Source organism: Agromyces bracchium (assembly GCF_009709675.1).
In the GTDB taxonomy this organism is placed as follows: Bacteria; Actinomycetota; Actinomycetes; order Actinomycetales; family Microbacteriaceae; genus Agromyces; species Agromyces bracchium.
Genome location: NZ_WMLB01000023.1, coordinates 1 through 17,882 on the forward strand (window position 1 = coordinate 1; position 17,882 = coordinate 17,882).

General features: G+C 72.9%; 21 protein-coding genes. 8 read left to right on the forward strand and 13 right to left on the reverse strand.

The window, feature by feature from the left end; genetic code table 11:
* Positions 1-152 precede the first annotated feature (152 nt).
* Entirely contained in the window at positions 153-680 is a 528-nt protein-coding gene (locus tag GJ743_RS09510) for a dihydrofolate reductase (RefSeq protein ID WP_155051714.1), read from the reverse strand.
* A complete protein-coding gene (locus GJ743_RS09515) occupies positions 677-1,525 on the reverse strand; it encodes a thymidylate synthase (RefSeq protein WP_155051715.1) in 849 nt (282 codons plus the stop codon). Before GJ743_RS09515 ends, GJ743_RS09510 begins: the two co-directional genes overlap by 4 nt.
* A gap of 94 nt (positions 1,526-1,619) precedes the next feature.
* Between GJ743_RS09515 and GJ743_RS09520 the strand changes: the two genes are divergently transcribed.
* The 4 genes from GJ743_RS09520 to GJ743_RS09535 all read left to right on the forward strand — a co-directional run bounded on the left by GJ743_RS09520 (position 1,620) and on the right by GJ743_RS09535 (position 4,012).
* On the forward strand, positions 1,620-2,123 hold the full coding sequence (locus GJ743_RS09520) for a thioredoxin family protein (RefSeq protein WP_155051716.1): 504 nt from the start codon (positions 1,620-1,622) through the stop codon (positions 2,121-2,123).
* Positions 2,113-2,589 (forward strand): DUF4395 domain-containing protein, encoded by a 477-nt coding sequence (locus GJ743_RS09525; protein ID WP_376861929.1) that lies wholly within the window; start codon positions 2,113-2,115, stop codon positions 2,587-2,589. The genes GJ743_RS09520 and GJ743_RS09525 overlap by 11 nt, the downstream gene beginning before the upstream one ends.
* A gap of 89 nt (positions 2,590-2,678) precedes the next feature.
* On the forward strand, positions 2,679-3,104 hold the full coding sequence (locus GJ743_RS09530; RefSeq protein ID WP_155051717.1) for an OsmC family peroxiredoxin: 426 nt from the start codon (positions 2,679-2,681) through the stop codon (positions 3,102-3,104).
* A gap of 2 nt (positions 3,105-3,106) precedes the next feature.
* The gene (locus GJ743_RS09535) at positions 3,107-4,012 is read left to right on the forward strand and encodes a TIGR01777 family oxidoreductase (RefSeq protein WP_328289015.1); all 906 of its coding nucleotides are present in this window, start codon (positions 3,107-3,109) and stop codon (positions 4,010-4,012) included.
* On the opposite strand, the gene GJ743_RS09540 is transcribed toward GJ743_RS09535, so the two are convergent.
* Together GJ743_RS09540 and dapB are read right to left on the reverse strand one after the other, a co-directional pair.
* Complete coding sequence (locus GJ743_RS09540; protein ID WP_155051719.1) at positions 3,984-4,427, reverse strand: tetratricopeptide repeat protein; 444 nt, start codon at positions 4,425-4,427, stop codon at positions 3,984-3,986. The genes GJ743_RS09535 and GJ743_RS09540 overlap by 29 nt on opposite strands.
* Positions 4,424-5,173: a 4-hydroxy-tetrahydrodipicolinate reductase gene (gene dapB, locus GJ743_RS09545; protein ID WP_328289016.1), complete on the reverse strand. Its 750-nt coding sequence runs from the start codon at positions 5,171-5,173 to the stop codon at positions 4,424-4,426. The genes GJ743_RS09540 and dapB overlap by 4 nt, the downstream gene beginning before the upstream one ends.
* Before the next feature lie 99 nt (positions 5,174-5,272).
* On the opposite strand from dapB, the gene GJ743_RS09550 reads away from it, so the two are divergent.
* Positions 5,273-5,761 carry a GNAT family N-acetyltransferase gene (locus tag GJ743_RS09550; protein WP_155051720.1) on the forward strand — a complete coding sequence of 163 codons (489 nt, stop codon included), beginning with the start codon at positions 5,273-5,275 and terminating at the stop codon, positions 5,759-5,761.
* Positions 5,762-5,795: 34 nt separating this feature from the next.
* Here the strand turns inward: GJ743_RS09550 and GJ743_RS09555 are convergent, their stop codons facing one another.
* The 3 genes from GJ743_RS09555 to GJ743_RS09565 are packed head-to-tail and all read right to left on the reverse strand — an operon-like array spanning position 5,796 to position 8,980.
* Positions 5,796-6,401, reverse strand: a complete 606-nt coding sequence (locus GJ743_RS09555) for a histidine phosphatase family protein (protein WP_328289017.1) — start codon at positions 6,399-6,401, stop codon at positions 5,796-5,798.
* A 24-nt stretch (positions 6,402-6,425) separates the two neighbouring features.
* Positions 6,426-7,811 (reverse strand): M16 family metallopeptidase, encoded by a 1,386-nt coding sequence (locus GJ743_RS09560; protein WP_328289018.1) that lies wholly within the window; start codon positions 7,809-7,811, stop codon positions 6,426-6,428.
* A 59-nt stretch (positions 7,812-7,870) separates the two neighbouring features.
* A complete protein-coding gene (locus GJ743_RS09565) occupies positions 7,871-8,980 on the reverse strand; it encodes an aldo/keto reductase (RefSeq protein WP_328289019.1) in 1,110 nt (369 codons plus the stop codon).
* A 183-nt stretch (positions 8,981-9,163) separates the two neighbouring features.
* Here GJ743_RS09565 and GJ743_RS09570 point away from each other — a divergent pair, with 183 nt between their 5' ends.
* From GJ743_RS09570 to GJ743_RS09580, 3 genes are read left to right on the forward strand one after another with little or no spacing between them, the layout of a single operon-like run.
* Positions 9,164-9,916: a TetR family transcriptional regulator gene (locus tag GJ743_RS09570; protein WP_196216969.1), complete on the forward strand. Its 753-nt coding sequence runs from the start codon at positions 9,164-9,166 to the stop codon at positions 9,914-9,916.
* Between the two features lie 41 nt (positions 9,917-9,957).
* Entirely contained in the window at positions 9,958-10,932 is a 975-nt protein-coding gene (locus GJ743_RS09575; RefSeq protein ID WP_155051722.1) for an ABC transporter ATP-binding protein, read from the forward strand.
* Positions 10,929-11,726 (forward strand): ABC transporter permease subunit, encoded by a 798-nt coding sequence (locus GJ743_RS09580; protein WP_155051723.1) that lies wholly within the window; start codon positions 10,929-10,931, stop codon positions 11,724-11,726. Before GJ743_RS09575 ends, GJ743_RS09580 begins: the two co-directional genes overlap by 4 nt.
* A gap of 91 nt (positions 11,727-11,817) precedes the next feature.
* Here GJ743_RS09580 and GJ743_RS19555 read toward each other — a convergent pair whose 3' ends face one another.
* The 6 genes from GJ743_RS19555 to GJ743_RS09610 form a co-directional block, all read right to left on the reverse strand.
* On the reverse strand, positions 11,818-12,852 hold the full coding sequence (locus tag GJ743_RS19555; protein ID WP_328289020.1) for a cytochrome b/b6 domain-containing protein: 1,035 nt from the start codon (positions 12,850-12,852) through the stop codon (positions 11,818-11,820).
* A gap of 684 nt (positions 12,853-13,536) precedes the next feature.
* Positions 13,537-14,523, reverse strand: a complete 987-nt coding sequence (locus tag GJ743_RS09590) for an electron transfer flavoprotein subunit alpha/FixB family protein (RefSeq protein WP_155051724.1) — start codon at positions 14,521-14,523, stop codon at positions 13,537-13,539.
* Between the two features lie 10 nt (positions 14,524-14,533).
* Positions 14,534-15,310 carry an electron transfer flavoprotein subunit beta/FixA family protein gene (locus GJ743_RS09595; RefSeq protein WP_155051725.1) on the reverse strand — a complete coding sequence of 259 codons (777 nt, stop codon included), beginning with the start codon at positions 15,308-15,310 and terminating at the stop codon, positions 14,534-14,536.
* Complete coding sequence (locus GJ743_RS09600; RefSeq protein WP_155051726.1) at positions 15,307-16,161, reverse strand: HpcH/HpaI aldolase/citrate lyase family protein; 855 nt, start codon at positions 16,159-16,161, stop codon at positions 15,307-15,309. Before GJ743_RS09600 ends, GJ743_RS09595 begins: the two co-directional genes overlap by 4 nt.
* Positions 16,158-16,679 carry a MaoC family dehydratase gene (locus tag GJ743_RS09605; RefSeq protein ID WP_230386696.1) on the reverse strand — a complete coding sequence of 174 codons (522 nt, stop codon included), beginning with the start codon at positions 16,677-16,679 and terminating at the stop codon, positions 16,158-16,160. The genes GJ743_RS09600 and GJ743_RS09605 overlap by 4 nt, the downstream gene beginning before the upstream one ends.
* Positions 16,680-16,713: 34 nt before the next feature.
* The gene (locus GJ743_RS09610; protein ID WP_155051727.1) at positions 16,714-17,877 is read right to left on the reverse strand and encodes an acyl-CoA dehydrogenase family protein; all 1,164 of its coding nucleotides are present in this window, start codon (positions 17,875-17,877) and stop codon (positions 16,714-16,716) included.
* Between the last annotated feature and the right edge of the window lie 5 nt (positions 17,878-17,882).

Consider the following 17,882-nt stretch of genomic DNA (forward strand, 5'->3'; position numbering starts at 1 on the left):
GGGCGTGCGGGCAGCGCGACCACACCGCAGCCAACTCAGGCGCCCTTCGATTCAGGAGCATCGGAAGACGCACAGTAGGCCCGAGCGGCACGACCACACCGCAGCCGCGCAGGCGCCCCTCGATTCAGGAGTCGCGCACAGTGGACCTCGGGTCAGCGGGCGAGGGTGAGGAAGCGGTGGCGGATGCCGGAGCGCGAGTCGTGCCATCCGTCGGCGGGATCGGCGGCGACGACGTGCCATGCCGATCGATCGGGCGCGAAGGTGTCACCGTCGACGTCGAGGTCGAGTTCGGTGACGACCAGGCGGTCGGCGAGGTCGATCGTCCGGGCGAAGAGCTCGGCGCCGCCGATCACCCAGATGCGATCGTCGGCGTCGGATGCCGCGAGCGCGAGCGCCTCGTCGACGGAGGCCGCGCGCACCGCGCCGTCGCCGTGCCAGTCGGCCTGCCGGGTGACGACGATGTTCGCCCGCCCCGGCAACGGGCGGAACCGCGGCGGCAACGAGTCCCAGGTCCGCCGGCCCATGACGACGGGCGCACCGTGGGTCGTGCGCTTGAAGTGCGCCAGGTCTTCGGGGACGTGCCACGGCATGCCGCCCGCGGCCCCGATCACTCCCCCGCGCGCCTCCGCCCAGATGAGGCCGATCCGCGGGACGTCATCGTCGTCGAACGCGTCGCTCATACGGCGACGGCCGCGCGGATCGCAGGGTGGTGCTCGTACCCGACGACCTCGAAGTCCTCGAAGCGGTAGTCGTCGATCGATGCGGGGCGGCGACCGATGCGGAGCGTCGGGTAGGCGAACGGCTCGCGCGTGAGCTGCTCGGTCACCTGCTCGACGTGGTTGTCGTAGATGTGGCAGTCGCCGCCGGTCCACACGAAGTCGCCGACCTCGAGGCCCGCCTGCTGCGCGATCATGTGGGTGAGCAGCGCGTACGAGGCGATGTTGAACGGCACCCCGAGGAAGAGGTCGGCGCTGCGCTGGTAGAGCTGGCACGACAGCCGACCGTCGGCCACATGGAACTGGAACAGCGCGTGGCACGGCGCGAGCGCCATGTCGGGGATGTCGGCCGGGTTCCACGCCGACACGATGAGCCGGCGCGAGTCGGGGTTCGTGCGGATCTGCTCGATCACCTGCGCGATCTGGTCGACCTGCTCCCCCGACGGCGTCGGCCAGCTGCGCCACTGCACGCCGTAGACGGGGCCGAGCTCGCCCGAGGCATCCGCCCATTCGTCCCAGATGGTGACGCCGTGCTCCTGCAGCCAGCGCACGTTCGACTCGCCGCGGAGGAACCAGAGCAGCTCGTAGGCGATCGACTTGAAGTGCACGCGCTTGGTCGTGACGAGCGGGAAGCCCTGCGAGAGGTCGAACCGGATCTGCCGGCCGAAGACGCTGCGCGTTCCGGTGCCGGTGCGGTCGGCCTTCGCGGTGCCGTGCTCGAGCACGTCGCGGAGGAGGTCTTCGTACGGGGTGGGGATCGCGCTGGCCACGGCGTCAAGGCTACGCCGACCCGGCGACAGCGCCGGCATGACAGGCGGGGCCGATGCCTGGAGGGCTCCGGAGCGCGTCACCCGACGTCACACGGCGTGACCGCACCGGCACGCCCGACGTAGCCTGCGGGACATGGACCTCGCGCCCGCCCTCGTCGTCGGCCTCGGGCTGCCCGCGGTCGCGCTCGTGGTCGGCCTCCTCTGGCGGGCCCGCGACGGGCGCGTGCGGCGTGTCGACCGGCGGGTCGGCGTCCCCGCGGCGGCGGCCTCGGCGATCCATCCCGGCGGGGCGGTACCCGCGACCGACGCCGCGCGGCTCGGGCTGGACGCCGCCGCACTCGGAACCGGGGCGACCATCGTGCAGTTCTCCACCGAGTTCTGCAGCCGCTGCCCCGGCACCGCGCGAGCGCTCGCCGAACTCGCCTCGGAGTACGACGACGTCCGCCACGTCGACGTCGACCTCACGCACCGACGCGACCTCGCCCAGGCGTTCCACGTCACGCAGACGCCGACCGTCCTCGTCCTCGGCGCCGACGGTCGCGCGACCGCCCGGGCGGCCGGCGTGCCCCGCCTCGACGACCTCCGCGCCGAACTCGACACCACCACCGGGAGGCCCCGTGTCCGCCATCACGCCTGAGTCCGGCGCCGCCCCGACGCAGCGCGCCGGCATCGACCCGCGCGGGCCACGCTTCTCGGCGGCGATCACCTCCGTGCTGCTGCTCGCCGTGGTCGTGCTCGCGGTCGGCGGGCTCGGCGTGGCGGCGCTCGTGCTCCTCGCGCTCCTCGCGGCCCTCTTCGCCTGGGGCGCGATCGCCGGGGTCGCGCGACACCCGTTCGGGCTGCTGTGCCGCGCCCTCGTCCGCCCGCGACTTGCGCCGCCCGCCGAGCTCGAGGATCCGCGCCCACCGACGTTCGCCCAGCTGGTCGGCCTCGTCGTGACCGGGATCGGCGTCGTGCTCGGCCTCGTGGGCATCGGCGTCGCAGTGCCGATCGCCGCCGCTGCGGCGTTCTTCGCCGCGTTCCTCAACGCCGCGTTCGGCTACTGCCTCGGATGCCAGTTGTACCTGCTGCTCGTCCGCGCCCGGGTCATCCGGACCGCGTGAGCAGTTCCGGGTGACGCGCCCGCGGCCGCGACTGCCGCACGCGGCATCCGCTCGGTAGGCTGGGAGCCCGGCTCGAGGAGGAGGACCCATTGGCACTGACGAGCGAAGCGACCACGGTCTGGACGGGAAGCCTCCTGGAGGGTTCCGGCACCACTCGGCTGGACTCGTCGAAGCTGGCCGAGTTCGCGATCGACTGGAAGGCCCGCGCCGAAGGCGAGGCGGGGGTGACCAACCCCGAGGAGCTGCTCGGCGCAGCGCACTCGGCGTGCTTCTCGATGGCCCTCTCGAACATCCTCGGCAAGGCGGGGCACACGCCCGAGAGCATCCAGACCACCGCCGCCGTCACGTTCCAGCCCGGTGAGGGCGTGACCGGGAGCCACCTGCTCGTGAGCGCGCGCGTGCCGGGGGTCACCGAGGCGGAGTTCGAGGCGTTCGCCGATGAGGCGAAGGCGAACTGCCCGATCTCGGTGGCACTCGGGGGCATCCCGATCACGATCGAGGCGGAGCTCGCGTAGCGGTGCGCATCCTCGTCGCCGGCGCTTCAGGTTTCATCGGCACGGCCGTGCGCGACCGGCTCGTGGCCGACGGCCACGAGGTGGTGCGGCTCGTCCGCCGGCGCGCCCAGTCGGCCGACGAGGTGAGCTGGTCCCCGTCGTCGGGCATCATCGACTTCACGGTCATGGACCGGGTCGACGCCGTCCTGAACCTCTCGGGCGCCTCGCTCGCCCGGCTTCCGTGGACCCGGCGATACCGCGACGAGATCCTGGAATCCCGCATCGCCGCGACGCGGACCCTCGCCGACGCGATGCGCAAGGCGCGAACCCCGCCGGCCACCTTCCTCAGCGCGTCGGCGGTCGGGTACTACGGCGATCGGCCGGGCGAGCTCCTCACCGAGCACTCCGCCGCAGGCACCGGGTTCCTCGCCGAGGTCGTCGCCCGTTGGGAGGCCGCCGCGCAGCTCGCCCCCTCGGAGACGCGGACCGTGGTCTTCCGCACGGGCATCGTCGTCGGCCGCGGCGGCGCGATGCAGCGGATCCGGGCGCTCACGACCCTCGGCGTCTCCGGTCGCCTCGGCACCGGCGGCCAGCACTGGCCGTGGATCGCGCTCGATGACGAGGTCGCCGCGATCGTGCACCTGCTCGACTCGCATCTCTCGGGCGCGGTGAACCTCGTCGGGCCGACGCCCGCGACCGCCGATCGCGTGATGGCGGCCCTCGCGGAGCGGATGCACCGCCCGTACGTGATCCCGGTGCCCGAGAAGCTGCTCGAGGCCGCGCTCGGCAAGGCCGCCGACGACCTGCTGCTCTCGAGCCAGAAGGTGCGACCGCAGCGCCTCATCGACGACGGCTACCGGTTCCGGCACCCGAGCATCGAGTCGGCCATCGACGCGATGCTCAGTCCCGAGCCCGCTCCAGTTCGATAGCCCGGCGCACCGCCCGGCGCGCGCGCCGCCGGTCCCCCGCCGCGTCGTACGCGAGCCCGAGTCGGAGCCAGGCGCGCCACGAGTCGGGCTCGGCCTCGACGGCGGCGCGGAACTCGGGGAACGCGGCATCCGCCTCGCCGCGCTCGGGGCGACCGCTCGGGCGCACGGGGATGCCCAGGTCGAGCGCGCCCTCGGAATCGAGTCGCTCGACGAGTCGCTGGGAGCGGACCCCGAAGGCGAGCTCGCGCCAGATCGCCCAGACCGCGACGATCGGCAGCACGATGAGCGCGACGCCCATGGCGATCGCGACGGGTTCGCCGGTGAGCACGAACTGCACCGCGCGCCATCCGACCAGCGCGACGTAGAGGACGAGCAGCACCGCCATGACGACGGCGCCGAGCTTGGCGCCGCTCATCGGCCGTCGGGCAGTTCGAGCCCGAGCAGGGCGTCGAGTCCGACGGTGACGCCCTCGGCCGTGGCGGCCCGGCGCAGCGCGAGCAGGATGCCGGCCTCGTACGCCGTCGGAGCGATCGTGGAGTGCGTGATCTGCAGGCTCTCCCCCGGCCCGCCGAGCACGACGCGCTGGTCGGCGAGGATGCCGTCCATGCGGAGGCTGTGGATCGGGACGCCCGAGACGAGCTGGCCCCGGGCGCGCTGGTCGGCGTGCGGCGCCGACACCGGCCCGAGTTCGCCGCGCGAGGCGGCGATGAGCTCCGCGGTGCGGACGGCGGTGCCCGACGGTGAGTCGACCTTGCCCGCGTGATGCGCCTCGACGATCTCGATCGAGTCGAAGTGACGTGCGGCGAAGGCGGCGAACGCCGAGCCGAGGACGCTGCCGATCGAGAAGTTCGGGACGAAGATCACGCCGGCGGTGGCATCGGCCTCGCGGAGGCGCGTCTCGACCTCGGCGATGCGCTCTCGCGACCAGCCGGAGGTGCCGACGACGACCGCGGCGCCCGCCTCGATCGCGGCCTCGACGATCGCCGCGCTGGCCGCGGGGTGCGTGACGTCGAGCACGACATCGGCCCCGGCGAGCTCGTCGAGGCTGGAGGTCGAGTCGAGCCCCGCGTGCAGGGCGAGGTCGTCGGCCTCGTCGATCAACCGGGTCGCGAGGCGCCCCATCTTCCCCGTCGCGCCAGCGACCGCCACCGTGATCGTCACGACGTTCACCCTAGCAAGCGGGTGCGGCCGGGCCGGGCGGGTGCCTCCCGGCGACGGCCGGGCGACGGATGCCGCGCACGCGCGCCCTAGGCTTGGCGCATGCTCCGCTTCCGCGACGCCGCCGTGACCGACCCCGACGCGAACCGGCTGATCGGCGACTACTTCGCCGAGCGCGCCGCGGGCTTCCCGCCCGAGCAGGGCGAGTACCGTCCGACCTGGCCGGATGCCGCGCAGTTCACTCCTCCTGCGGGCGTCTTCGTCATCGTCGAGGACGAGACCGGCGGAGCGGTCGGATGCGGCGGGGTGCGCCGCATCCGGTCGTCGGAGGACGGTCTCGTCCGCTACGAGGTGAAGCACCTGTGGCTCGCGCCCGCGGCCCGCGGTCGCGGCGGCGGCCGTGCCCTCCTGCAGGAGCTCGAGCGTCGCGCGGTCGCGTTCGGCGCCGAGGAGCTCGTGCTCGACACGAACGCGAGCCTCGCTGCAGCCGGCGGCCTCTACGCCGCGAGCGGGTACGTCGCCATCGAGCCGTACAACGAGAACCCCAACGCGACGAACTGGTACGGCAAGCGCGTCGCGCGCGCCGGCTGAGACGGGTTCGACGCGCGGATCGGCTCGGGCGCGCTCAGAGCGCGAACGGCTCGGGCAGGCCGGTCCGCATCTCGGGCGGCAGGTGCGCGAGGTCGTTGTGCACCACGAGGTTCCACGGCCGGCCGGGCGCACGCTGCGTGAGGACGGTGAGCCCGCAGTTGGCCTGGTTGATCGTCGCCCAGCGCCACTCGGGTGCGCCGAGCACCTCGCGCACGAACCAGCCGATCACGAAGTTGTGCGTGATGAGCAGGTCGTGGCGGTCCTCGCGGTGCGAGCGGAGGAACTCGGCGTTCGCATCGGCCATCTGCGCGCGCCCGGCCTCGAAGTCGAGCTCGGTGAACGAACCGAAGAACGGTGCGTAGGCGGCCGGCGTCTCGGGCGCCGGACCGGACGGCACGCAGTCGAACAGCAGCGGCGAGGGTTCGGGCTGCAGCGACGGCAGCTTCGAGGCGATGATGTCGGCCGTCTCGGTCGCCCGCTGGAGGGGCGAGTGGTAGGCCGCATCGAAGGGGATGCCGCCGACGCGTTCGGCGAGCAGTTCGGCCTGGCGCCGTCCGCGTGGGGACAGCGGGCCGTCGGGAAGGCCGTGCTCGGCGTCGAGCTGCTCGCCGTGGCGGACGAGGTAGAGGTGGTGGGGCACGTCGGGTCCTGTGGTCGGACGCCGCTAGGCGACGTCGGGTCGGGTGTCGGGCTGGTCGACGATCGAGCGGAACGCGTGCTCGTCGACGGGGCCGACCGCGACGAGTGAGAACGGCCGGTCGGCCAGCTCCCCGGCGAGCGCCCGGACGTCGTCGGCGGTGACGCGTCCGACGCGGCGCAGCGCCTCGTCGAGGTCGGCGAATTCCCCCAGCGCGAGCTCGGCGCGGCCGAGTCGCGACATCCGCGTGTCGGAGTCCTCGAGCGCGAGCGCCGAGGCGCCGCCGAGGTAGCCGATCGCGCGGCTGAGCTCGTCATCGGTCACGCCGTGGTGGGCGAGCCGCTCGAGCTCGGTGCGCATGAGCGCGGCGACGGTCGCGGCGTTCTTCGGCGCGCATCCGGCGTACATGCCGAACACCCCCGCGTCCGAGTACCCCGGTGCGAACGAGTACACGGCGTAGGCGAGCCCTCGCCGTTCCCGCACCTGCTGGAACAGGCGCGACGACATGCCGCCGCCGAAGACGGTGTTGAGCACGCTCAGCACCGCACGGCGCTCGTCCGTCGCGACGAGGCCGGGCACGCCGAGGACGAGGTTGACCTGCTCGCCCGGTCGTTCCACGACCGTGAGCGCTGAACGGCCGTCGACGAGGGCGAGCTCGGCGGGACGCCGATCGACCGGTGCCGCCGTCTCCGAGAGCTCCCAACCGGCCGTCTCGAGTGCGGCGGACAGGCCGGCCACGAGGGCGTCGTGGTCGACGGCACCGGCGGCCGTGACCACGAGGTCGCGCGGGCGGTAGCTCGCGCGGTAGTGCTCGAGGACCGCGTCGCGGGTCGCGACGCCGATCGTCTCGGGGTCGCCGCCGATCGGGCGGGCGAGGGGGTGGGTGCCGAGCACGGCCTCGAAGAAGCGCTCGTTCGCGACGTCCGCCGGGTCGTCACCCGCCATCGCGAGCTCCTCCAGGATGACCCGGCGCTCGCTCTCGAAGTCGTCGGGATCGAGGACGGACGAGGTGAACATGTCGGCGAGCACCTCGATCGCCATGGGCAGGTCGCGGTCCTGCACCTTGGCGTAGTAACAGGTGTACTCCTTCGCCGTGACGGCGTTGTGCTCGCCGCCGACGGCGTCGAAGGAGACCGCGATGTCGAGCGCGCTCCGGGTCTCGGTGCCCTTGAACAGCAGGTGCTCGAGGAAGTGCGTGGACCCGAAGGTCGCGGGGTTGCCGCTCTCCGCCGGATGCTCGTCTCGCGAGCCGACGGCGACCCAGAACCCGATCGTCGCGCTCCGGCTTCCGGGCACCTGCTCGCTGAGGACGCGGATGCCGGACGGGAGCACGGATCGACGAACGTGCGTGTCGCCTGCGGCGCGGAAGGCCAGTTCGGGCTCACCAAGCGGGAGTTCGACGGCGCCGTTCACGCCTCCCAGCCTATGCCACCGCCCGCGCTCGGCGAGCCCGTCCGCGCCCGCGCGGCGCCCTACGCCGAGGCTCGGTCGAGCTCGACGAGCTCGGACCGATGCAGCTCGAGCGAGGCCGCACCGAGCAGCGCATCGACCTGCTCGGGCCGGCTCACCCCGGTGACGGGGGCGACGACCGTGGGTCGCGCGAGCAGCCACGCGATCGCGACGGCAGCGGGAACCGTCCCGTGCGCGGCCGCGACCTCGTCGAGCGCGCGGAGGATCCGCAGTCCCCGCCGACCGAGGTGGCGCGCCTGGCGCTCCCCGCGCGCGTCGCGCCGGACGTCGGCCCGACGTCGGATCGCGCCGCCGAGGAATCCGTCGGCGAGCGCGAAGTCGGGCAGCACCGGCAGGCCCTGCGCGTGCGCGACGAGCTCCGTGGCCCCCTCGAACGCCCGGCGCTCCATGAGGTTGTACCTGGTGGTCAGGACCTGGAACCTGGGCAGGCCGTTCGCGGCGAGCACCCGCGCCTCGATGAGGCGCTCCGGCGAGAGGTCGGAGGCGCCCACTGCGAGCACCTTTCCGGCGGCGATGAGCGCGTCGATGGCGCCGAGGCTCTCCTCGAGGGGGACCTCGGGGTCGTCGCCGTGGAAGCAGAGCAGGTCGATCCGGTCGGTGCCGAGTCGTTCCAGCGACGCGTCGACGGCGCGGGTGATCGAGGCGGGAGCGAGTCCCGAGTGATCGGGGTGGCGACCGACCCTCGTCACGATCCGCACCCGGTCGCGCGTCGCGCGCGACGCCAGCCACCCGCCGATGATCGTCTCGCTCCGACCGGCGGCGTAGCTGTCGGCGGTGTCGATGAGGCTGCCGCCGAGAGCGACGAATCGGTCGAGGATGTCGCCGCTCGCCTCCGCGTCGAGGGTCCAGCCGAACGTGCTCGCCCCGAGCGCGAGCGGATGCACCTCGAACCCGGTCTCGCCGATGTGCACGCGCCGGGGCACGGTGATCGGCCCGGAATCGGCGTTCGTCTCGACCTGCTCCGTCGGTGGTGCGATGGCCCCCGTCATCCGCCCGTCGTGCTCGCGTCCGACCGCGGCGGCGCGCTCCGGAACCGACTCGTCGTGCTCGCCGATGGCGATCGACGGGCCTCCTGCGCGCCTGCCTCCTTGCAGTGCGTGTCGTCGTGCCACGCGATCCTCCTCCCCAGGATTGGAGACGAGCGTATGTCAGGAATGAACCGGGTGGTTGAACATGACAACGAAGCGTTACGAAACCGTTGGTGAACGGCGGGTGACGAGGAGTCGACGGCCGATCGATCGTCGGTCGCCTCGGAGGCCTTGCGGCGCATTGAACAAGTGTTTAGTATGCTGAACATGCGTTCAGTGCGTCCCGAGGATGCCACGACCGCCGCCCGCATCCGCGACGCCGCGATCGCCCGCTTCGGCGCGCACGGATACGCCGGCACGAGCCTGCGCGAGGTCGCCGCCGACGCCGGCGTGAGCGCGGCGCTCGTGATCCACCACTTCGGCTCGAAGGAGGGCCTGCGCCGCGCCTGCGACGACTGGCTCGTGCACGAGCTCATGGGCGAGAAGGACCGGCTGGGCGACACCTCCGTCGCCGCGACGATCCGCGAATGGCTCGACGACCCGGCCCGGTTCCGCACCTCGATCGCCTACTTCGCGGCGATGCTCTCCGACGAGTCCCCGGGCGCCGACCGCCTCTTCGACCTGCTGCTCGCCGAGACCAGCGCCATGCTCGAGCGCGGCGTCGCCGACGGCAGCATGAACGACTCGAGCGATCCCGACCTGCGCGCCGTGCTCATCACCGCCTACGGGCTCGCGCCCCTCCTCCTCCGCGGGCAGCTCGCGCGCGTGCTCGGCGCCCCGCTCGACTCCCCCGCCGTCGTGCGGCGGATGACGCTGCCGACCCTCGAGTTCTACACGCAGGGGCTCTACGCCGACACGCAGCTGCTCGACGCGGCGCGCGCGGCGATCGAGTCCGCGTCCGGCGCCCACGCGCCCGGAGCGCGCCGTGAGGACCCGGTGCCCCGGGTGCGCTCCGACAAGGGACCGGGCAACCCCGTCCAGGATCCGGACCCACCGGTCGGGGATACCGCGCGCGCCTGACGCGCCGCGGCATCCCACCCATCGACCACGAAAGGATCCACATGACCACCGACACCGGGGCCGCCGTCAGCACGCGCGGCCTGACCAAGCGCTACGGCGCGACCACGGCCCTCCACGGCCTCGACCTCGACATCCCTCGCGGCAGCGTGTTCGGGATGATCGGGCCGAACGGTGCAGGCAAGACGACCACGATGCGGCTGCTCCTCGACATCATCCGGCCCACGGCCGGCGAGCTCTCCGTGCTCGGGCGAACGCCGCGCGACGGCGGCGCCGAACTGCGGCGACGCATCGGCTACCTGCCCGGCGAACTGCACCTCGGCACGCGCGTGAAGGGCCGCGAGTTCCTCGCGCACTACGCGGAGATCTCCGGCCCCGTCCGGAAGGGCGCGGTCGACGACCTGGCCGACCGGCTCGGCGTCGACCTCGGCCGGCCCGTCCGCAGCCTGTCCAAGGGCAACAAGCAGAAGGTCGGCCTCATCCAGGCGTTCATGCACGAACCCGAGCTCCTCGTGCTCGACGAGCCGACGAGCGGCCTCGACCCGCTGGTGCAACAGGAGTTCCACGCCATGCTGCACGAGGCGAAGGCGAAGGGGCAGACCGTGTTCCTCAGCTCGCACGTGCTGAGCGAGGTGCAGCAGACCGCGCACGAGATCGCCATCCTCAAGGAGGGGCGCATCGTCGAGCGGTCGACCGTCGCGGACCTCCGCGAGAATGCCGTGCGGCACGTCAAGCTCGTGGTCGCCGAGGCGGATGCCGCGTCGGCGCGTTCGACGCTCGACGCGCTCCCCGGCGTCGCCGGCACGGCGTCCGTCGCCAACGGGCCGGGCACGGTCGCGCTCACCGCGACGCTCGACGCGCACGTCGACGCGTTCGTGAAGGCCGTCGCCCGCCTCGACGTCGTCGACCTGACGATGGAGGAACCCGACCTCGAGGAGATGGTGCTCGCCTACTACGGCACCGACCTCTCGTCGACCGCGGAACCCGTCGACACCGACCGGAAGGCGGCGAAGCGATGAACCGCTCCCTCCCGCTCTTCCGCCGTTCGATCCTCGACGGCTGGCGCGGCCTCGTCGGCTGGACGATCGGCATCCTCGTGGCGCTGTTCCTCTACCTGCCGCTGTACCCGTCGTTCGGCGGCAACGGCCAGATGCAGCAGATCGTCGACACGCTTCCACCCGAGCTGGTCAAGTCGCTGAACTACGACCAGATCGGTTCGGGACCGGGCTACGCGCAGGCGACGTTCTACGGCCTCATCGGCTTCGTGCTCCTGACGATCGCCGCCGTGGGATGGGGCACGGAAGCGATCGCGGAGGACGAGGAGAACGGCCAGCTCGAACTGACGCTCGCGCACGGCGTGCTCCGCGGCCAGATCCTCGCCGAGCGCACGGCCGCGGTGCTCGTCAAGCTCGCGTGGTTGGCGATCGTGAGCGTGGCGGTCGTGATGATCCTGAACGAGCCCGCCGAACTCGGCATCGAGTTCGGCAACCTCGTCGCGACCGCCGTCGCGTTCCTCGGGCTGGTGTCGCTGGCCGCGACGGCGGCGATCGGCGTCGGCGCCGCCACGGGACGCCGGACCTGGGCGGTCAGTGCCGGCTCGGGTGTCGCGGTGTTCGCCTACGCGCTGAACGCCCTCGGCAACCAGAGCGACGACCTGGCCTGGCTGCACGACTGGTCGCCGTACAGCTGGGCGTACGGCGACTCGCCGATCCTGAACGGCTGGAACGGCACGATCTGGCTGAACTACGCCGTCATCGCCGCACTGCTCGCGGTCGGCTGGTTCGTGTTCCGTCGCCGCGACATCGCGGTCTGAACGAGCGGATGCCACGGCGCGCGCCCGTCGTGGGGCGCCGCGCCGCGGCATCCGCCCGTCGTCATCGTCGTCGACCTCGCGCGGCGCACGGCTATCGACCGACCTTGCCGAACACCCCCGCGATCGGCGCGAGCACCGTCGGGCGGGCGGCGACCCACGCCGCCGCGATGACGACCAGCGAGGCGACGAAGATCCAGAAGCCCAGCCAGCCGTCGGCGTCCTGCGCGGCGTACATGTGGTTGAGGTTGCGCAGCGCCCCGGTCAGGAACACCAGCGCGACGTGCACCACGATGAACCCGACGAAGTACAGCATGACCGGGAAGTGTACGGCGCGGGCCCACTCGACCGGGTAGATCCGGTTGAGGGTCGCGGCGTTCTTCGGCCACAGCCCCGACATGCGGACGCCGGTGATCGCGGCGAGCGGCGCGGCGATGAAGATCGTCGCGAAGTAGGCGAGCACCTGGAGGCTGTTGTAGTTGACCCAGCCGTTCTCGAGCGGCCAGTCGAGCGACAGGTACTGCAGCAGTGCCGACACCGCGTTCGGGATGACCTCCCAGCTGGTCGGCACGACGCGCATCCACTGGCCCGTCGCGAACAGGAGCACCACGAAGACGAGGCCGTTCACGAACCACAGGATGTCGAGCGACTGGTGGAACCACAGCGTCAGGCTGATCCTCCCCTGCCCGCCCTTCGACCAGCGCGGCGTCCAGGACGCCGGTGGGCGCCGCTCGGTGCGCACCTGCAGTCCCGAGCGGATGATCAGCACGATGAGGAAGACGTTGAAGAAGTGCTGCCAGCCGAGCCAGGCCGGGAGCCCGACCGGCGCGCCCTCGGGCAGGTGCGTCTCGCCGGGGTAGGTCGCCATGAAGTCCTGCATGGACTCCAGCCCGATGAACCACCTCGTGAGCTGGACGACGATGGTCGCCGCACCGATGATCGCGAGGACGCCGACGACGGATGCCCCGACCCACTGCCGCACGGTGAAGGGGCCGTACCGCGTCGGGCCCGACTGCGCGGGGGCGCTCGGTGCGGGGGCGGGTGCGACGGAAGCCGCGGGCTCGGCGGGCGCTGCGGGCTCGGCGGGTCGCGCGGGCACGGGGGCGACGGATGCCGCGGCAGCCGTCACCGCTGGCGATGGAGGAGGCGGACTGGCGTGGACGGCCGCAGTGGGCACCGCCTCATCGGCCTCCACGGACGGTGCGGGTGCCGCCGCCGCTGATGCGGCTGAGGCGGAAACTGCGGAGACCGCCCTCTCCGCAGCCGGCGCGGCGGACTCGGCGACGGGTGCGACCGCGGGGACCGATACCGGCGGCCACGGATCCCCGCCGGCGACCCTCGGAAGCCCTCGGCGAAGCCCGGTTCCGGCCGCCGCCGATGGCGCGGAGGCCCCTGCGGATCGCGCCGCGGGTGCGGGTGCCGGCGCCGTGACCGGTTCGGCAGCGGGCTCGACGGTGGCGGCGGGCGGCGGCGCGGCCGCGGCATCCGTCGCCCCGACGTTCGCAACGCCGGCCGCCTCGGGCTCCGGCCACGGCCGACCGCCGCGCACGCGCGGAAGGCCGCTCCGGAGCCGACGAGCCGGCGCTGCAGCCGTCGGTGCGCCGACGGCGGTCACCGGGGTGGCGGCGGTCGGTTCCGCCGGCGCAGACGCAGTCGGTGCCGGGGCGATCGTCGCCACGGGCGCCGCCGCATCCGCCGGCGCCTCGACCGACTCGGCGACGGCGACGCCGGCCGCACTGCCGGCGGGAGGCCAGGGCTCACCGCCGCGGCGGCGAGGGAGCCCCCTGCGCAGGTTGCCTGCAGCGGCCACGGGTCACCGCTTCCGCTCGGCGAGGGCGCTGATCAACTGCGGGACAACCGCGAAGACGTCGCCGACCACGCCGAAGTCGGCGACCTCGAAGATCGGCGCGTCGGGGTCCTTGTTGACGGCGACGATGTTCTTGGCCGTCTGCATTCCCGCCTTGTGCTGGATGGCGCCCGAGATGCCGAGGGCGACGTACAGCTGCGGCGAGACCGACACGCCGGTCTGCCCGACCTGGTGGTTCGCCTGGATGTAGCCGGCGTCGACGGCCGCACGCGACGCGCCGACCGCGGCGCCGAGGGCGTCGGCGAGCTCCTCGACGAGCGCGAACTTCTCGGCCGAGCCGAGGCCGCGACCGCCGGAGACGACCCGCTTCGCCCCGCGCAGCTCGGGTCGGCTCGAGGTCTCGGTCACGGGCTCGACGGACTCGATCGTGGCCGATGCGGCGCCCGAAGCGGGAACCTCGAGCGACTCGGTCGCGACGGGACGCGCCTCGGCGCGCGCGTCGATGGCCCCCTGCCGCACGGTGACGACGAGCGGTCCGAAGGTCGCCGCGGACACGACGTTGTAGGCGCCGCCGTGGACCGAGTGGTGGGCGAGCACGCCCTCGTCGTCGCGCGAGACGCCGACCGCGTCCACCGCGATGGGAGCGCCCGTGCGGGCGGCGAACCGGCCCGCGATGTCGCGGCCGTCGATCGAGTTCGAGACGAGCACCGCCTCGGGCGCGATGAGCTTCGCCGCCGCGGCGAGCGCGTCGACGTGCGGAACCGTGAGCTCGGACTGCGCCGAGGTCGTCTCGGCGGCGAGCACCCGCTCGGCGCCGAGCGCGGCCGCCTGCTCGGCGAGCGACTGCGCCCGGCCGGGAGCGGCGACGACGAGCGCCACGGGCGCGCCGATCCCGGACGCGGCCGCGACGAGGCCCGCTGCGCTCGTCGCGAGCTCGCCGTCGGGCGTGGCCTCGAGCAGGACGAGGATGGGGGCTGCAGGGTGGTCGGTCATGTTCGTCCTCTCAGACCAGCCGGTTCTCGATCAGGAACTCCGCGATCCTCGTGCCGCCGTCGCCCTCGTCCGTGATCTTGGTCCCCGCGGTGCGCGGGGGCTTCTCGGCGATCGCGGTCATGATCGACCAGGCGGCCGAGAGATCCTCGGGCTCGATGCCCAGGTCGGCGGCGCTCACGGTCTCGAACGGCTTCTTCTTCGCGGCCATGATGCCCTTGAAGTTCGGGAACCGCGCGTCGGGCAGCGCCTCGGTGATCGACACCACCGCGGGCAGGGGCGCGCTCACGCGCATCGTGCCGCCGTCGACGTCGCGGGTCCCGGACACCGAACCGTCGGTGATCTCGACGGAGGTGAGGGCAGTCGCGTTCGGCACCTCGAGCAGCTCCGCGAGCATGGCGGGGATCACGCCACCGCTGCCGTCCGTCGAGAGGTTGCCCGTGATGACGAGGTCGAACCCGGTGCGTCGGATCGCCGCGGCGAGCGTGCGCGCGGTGAGGCCGAGGTCGGCGGCCGCGAGGCCCGGGTCGGCGATGTGCACGGCCGATCCGGCGCCCATCGCGAGGCCCTTCCGGATCGTCGTCGCCGCGCTCTCTGGTGCCATCGACATGACGACCACCTCGGTGTCGGCGTGCGCGTCGGCGTGGGCGAGCGCCACCTCGAGCGCCCGCTCGCCGATCTCGTCGAGCACGGGCTCGCTCGCCGCGCGGTCGGCGAGCCCGGTCTCGAGGTCGAGCTTCCGCTCCCCGTAGGTGTCGGGGACCTCCTTCACGAGGACGATGATCTTCATCGGGCGCCGTTCCTTCCGTCGTCTCCACCGTGCGAACTCGCGCGCCGCACGACCGCCTCGGCCTGGTGCAGGAGCGGCGCGTCGACCATCTGGCCCCGGAAGGCGAACACGCCGTCGCGCTCGCGCACGGCGGCCTCCGCGATGAGCGCCTGCGCCCACTCGAGACGCTCCGCGCTCGGCGCGTAGGCGGCCCTGACGACCTCCACCTGGGCCGGATGCACGCACGCCGTGGCGGCGAAGCCGAGCGCGGTCGCATCCTCGGCCTCCGCGCGGAGGCCGTCCGCGTCGGCGAGGTCGAGGTGCACCGCGTCGATCGCCGCCACGCCGTGCGCACCGGCCGCGAGCAGCACCTGGGACCTGGCGTGCCGCGCGACGTCACGGTACCGCCCGTCGGCGTGGCGGCTGGAGGCGCCGCCGAGCGAGGCGACGAGGTCCTCCGCGCCCCACATGAGCGCCGAGACGATGGGCACCGAGGCGATCTCGGGTGCGGCCAGCACGCCCCGCGCGGTCTCGCACAGCGCGATCACGTCGAAGTCCTCGAGGGCCACGAGGTCGGCCGTGCCCTCGCACTTGGCGAGCATGAGCGTGCGGTAGGCGGTGCGCCGCAGTGCGGCGAGGTCGTCGGCGAGGTGCGGTGTGGACGCCGGGTTCACCCGCACGATGACGCGTGCGGGATCGATCGGGTTCGCCACGAGCGACTCGCGTGCCGCCGACTTCGCGACCTCCGCCACCGCGTCCTCGAGGTCGAGGATCACCGCGTCGGCACGCTCCGCCGCCTTGGCGTAGCGGTCGGGCCGGTCGGCCGGGCAGAACAGCAGGGCGGGGCCGAAGGGGAACGCCGGATGCGTCATCCGCTCGCCTCTCCGTTCCCGATCGCGTGCCGTTCGCCCGCCTCGCGGGTCCAGACGAGCATCGTGCGCGATGCCGTGGCGACCACGGCACCGTCCTGGTTGCGCGCCGTGTGGCCGAGCACCACGATGCCCTCGCCGGGCCGGGACGAGGACAACCGCTTCGACTCCACGACGCTCTCGCCGTAGAGGGTGTCGCCCACGAACACCGGGTTCGGGAACGCGACCGCCCCGAACCCGAGGTTCGCGACGAGCGTGCCCTGCGTGAGCTGCCCCACCGACTGGCCGACGAGGGTCGACAGCGTGAAGAGCGAGTTCACGAGGATGCGGCCGAACGGCTGGCGCGCCGACCACGCGGCGTCGAGGTGCAACGGCTGCGGGTTCATCGTGAGCGTCGTGAACAGGACGTTGTCGGCCTCGGTCACCGTTCGACCGGGACGATGCAGGTAGCGCACGCCCTCCTCGAACTCCTCGAACCAGAGCCCGCGCTGCACGACCTCGCGCATCTCGGCATCCGCCATGACGCTCCCTCTCCTCCCCGACGGCCGGACCGCCCTACGCCGCCAGCCCGAGCTCGCGCGCGATGACCATGAGCTGCACCTCGTTCGTGCCCTCGCCGATCTCGAGGATCTTCGAGTCACGGTAGTGCCTGGCCACGGTCGTCTCGTTCATGAAGCCCATTCCGCCGAAGATCTGGGTCGCGTCACGGGCGTTCAGCATGGCGGCGTCGCTCGAGACGAGCTTCGCGATCGCGGCCTCCTTCTTGAACGGGAGCCCCGCGTCGGCCCGGCGCGCCGCGTCGTGCCAGGCGAGCCGCGCGGTGTGCACGCGGGCCTGCATGCCGGCGATGGTGAACGCGATGTACTGGTGGCTCGCGATGGGCACGCCGAACACGTTGCGGGTCTTCGCGTAGGCCATGGCCTCGTCGAGGCATCCCTGCGCCGCACCCGTCGCGAGGGCGGCGATCGCGATGCGGCCCTCGTCGAGCGCGCGGAGGAAGTTGGCGAAGCCGCGGCCGCGCTCGCCGAGCAGGTTGCCGGCCGGCACCCGGACGTCGTCGAAGGTCAGCGGGTGCGTGTCGGAGGCGCGCCATCCGGACTTGTCGTAGCCCGGCCCCACGGTGAACCCGGGGGTGCCGTTCGGCACGATGATCGTGGACAGCTCCTTCGAGACGGTGCCGTCGGGGCGCGTGCGCTCCCCCGTCACCGCGGTGACGGTGACGAACCGGGTGATCGGCGTGCCCGAGTTGGTGATGAACTGCTTGGAGCCGTTGACGACCCACTCGTCGCCGTCGAGCACGGCCGTCGTGCGGGTGGCGCCGGCGTCGGAGCCGGCCTCGGGCTCGGTGAGGCCGAAGCCGCCGAGCGCTCGCCCCGCGACGAGGTCGGGCAGGAACTCCGCCTTCTGCTCGTCGGTGCCGTGACGGTAGATCGGCATGGCGCCGAGGCCGACACCGGCCTCGAGGGTGATCGCGATCGACTGGTCGACGCGCGCGAGCGCCTCGATCGCGAGGCACAGCGCCATGTAGTCGCCGCCCTGGCCGCCGACCTCCTCGGGGAAGGGCAGGCCGAAGAGCCCGAGCTCGCCCATCTGGGCCACGACGTCCATCGAGAGCTCGTGCGTGCGGTCGGCCTCGTAGGCCTGCGGGGCGACGACGGTGTCGGCGAACTCGCAGACCATGTCGTAGAGCTGCTGTTCCTCGTCGGTCAGGTCGTGCATGGTGC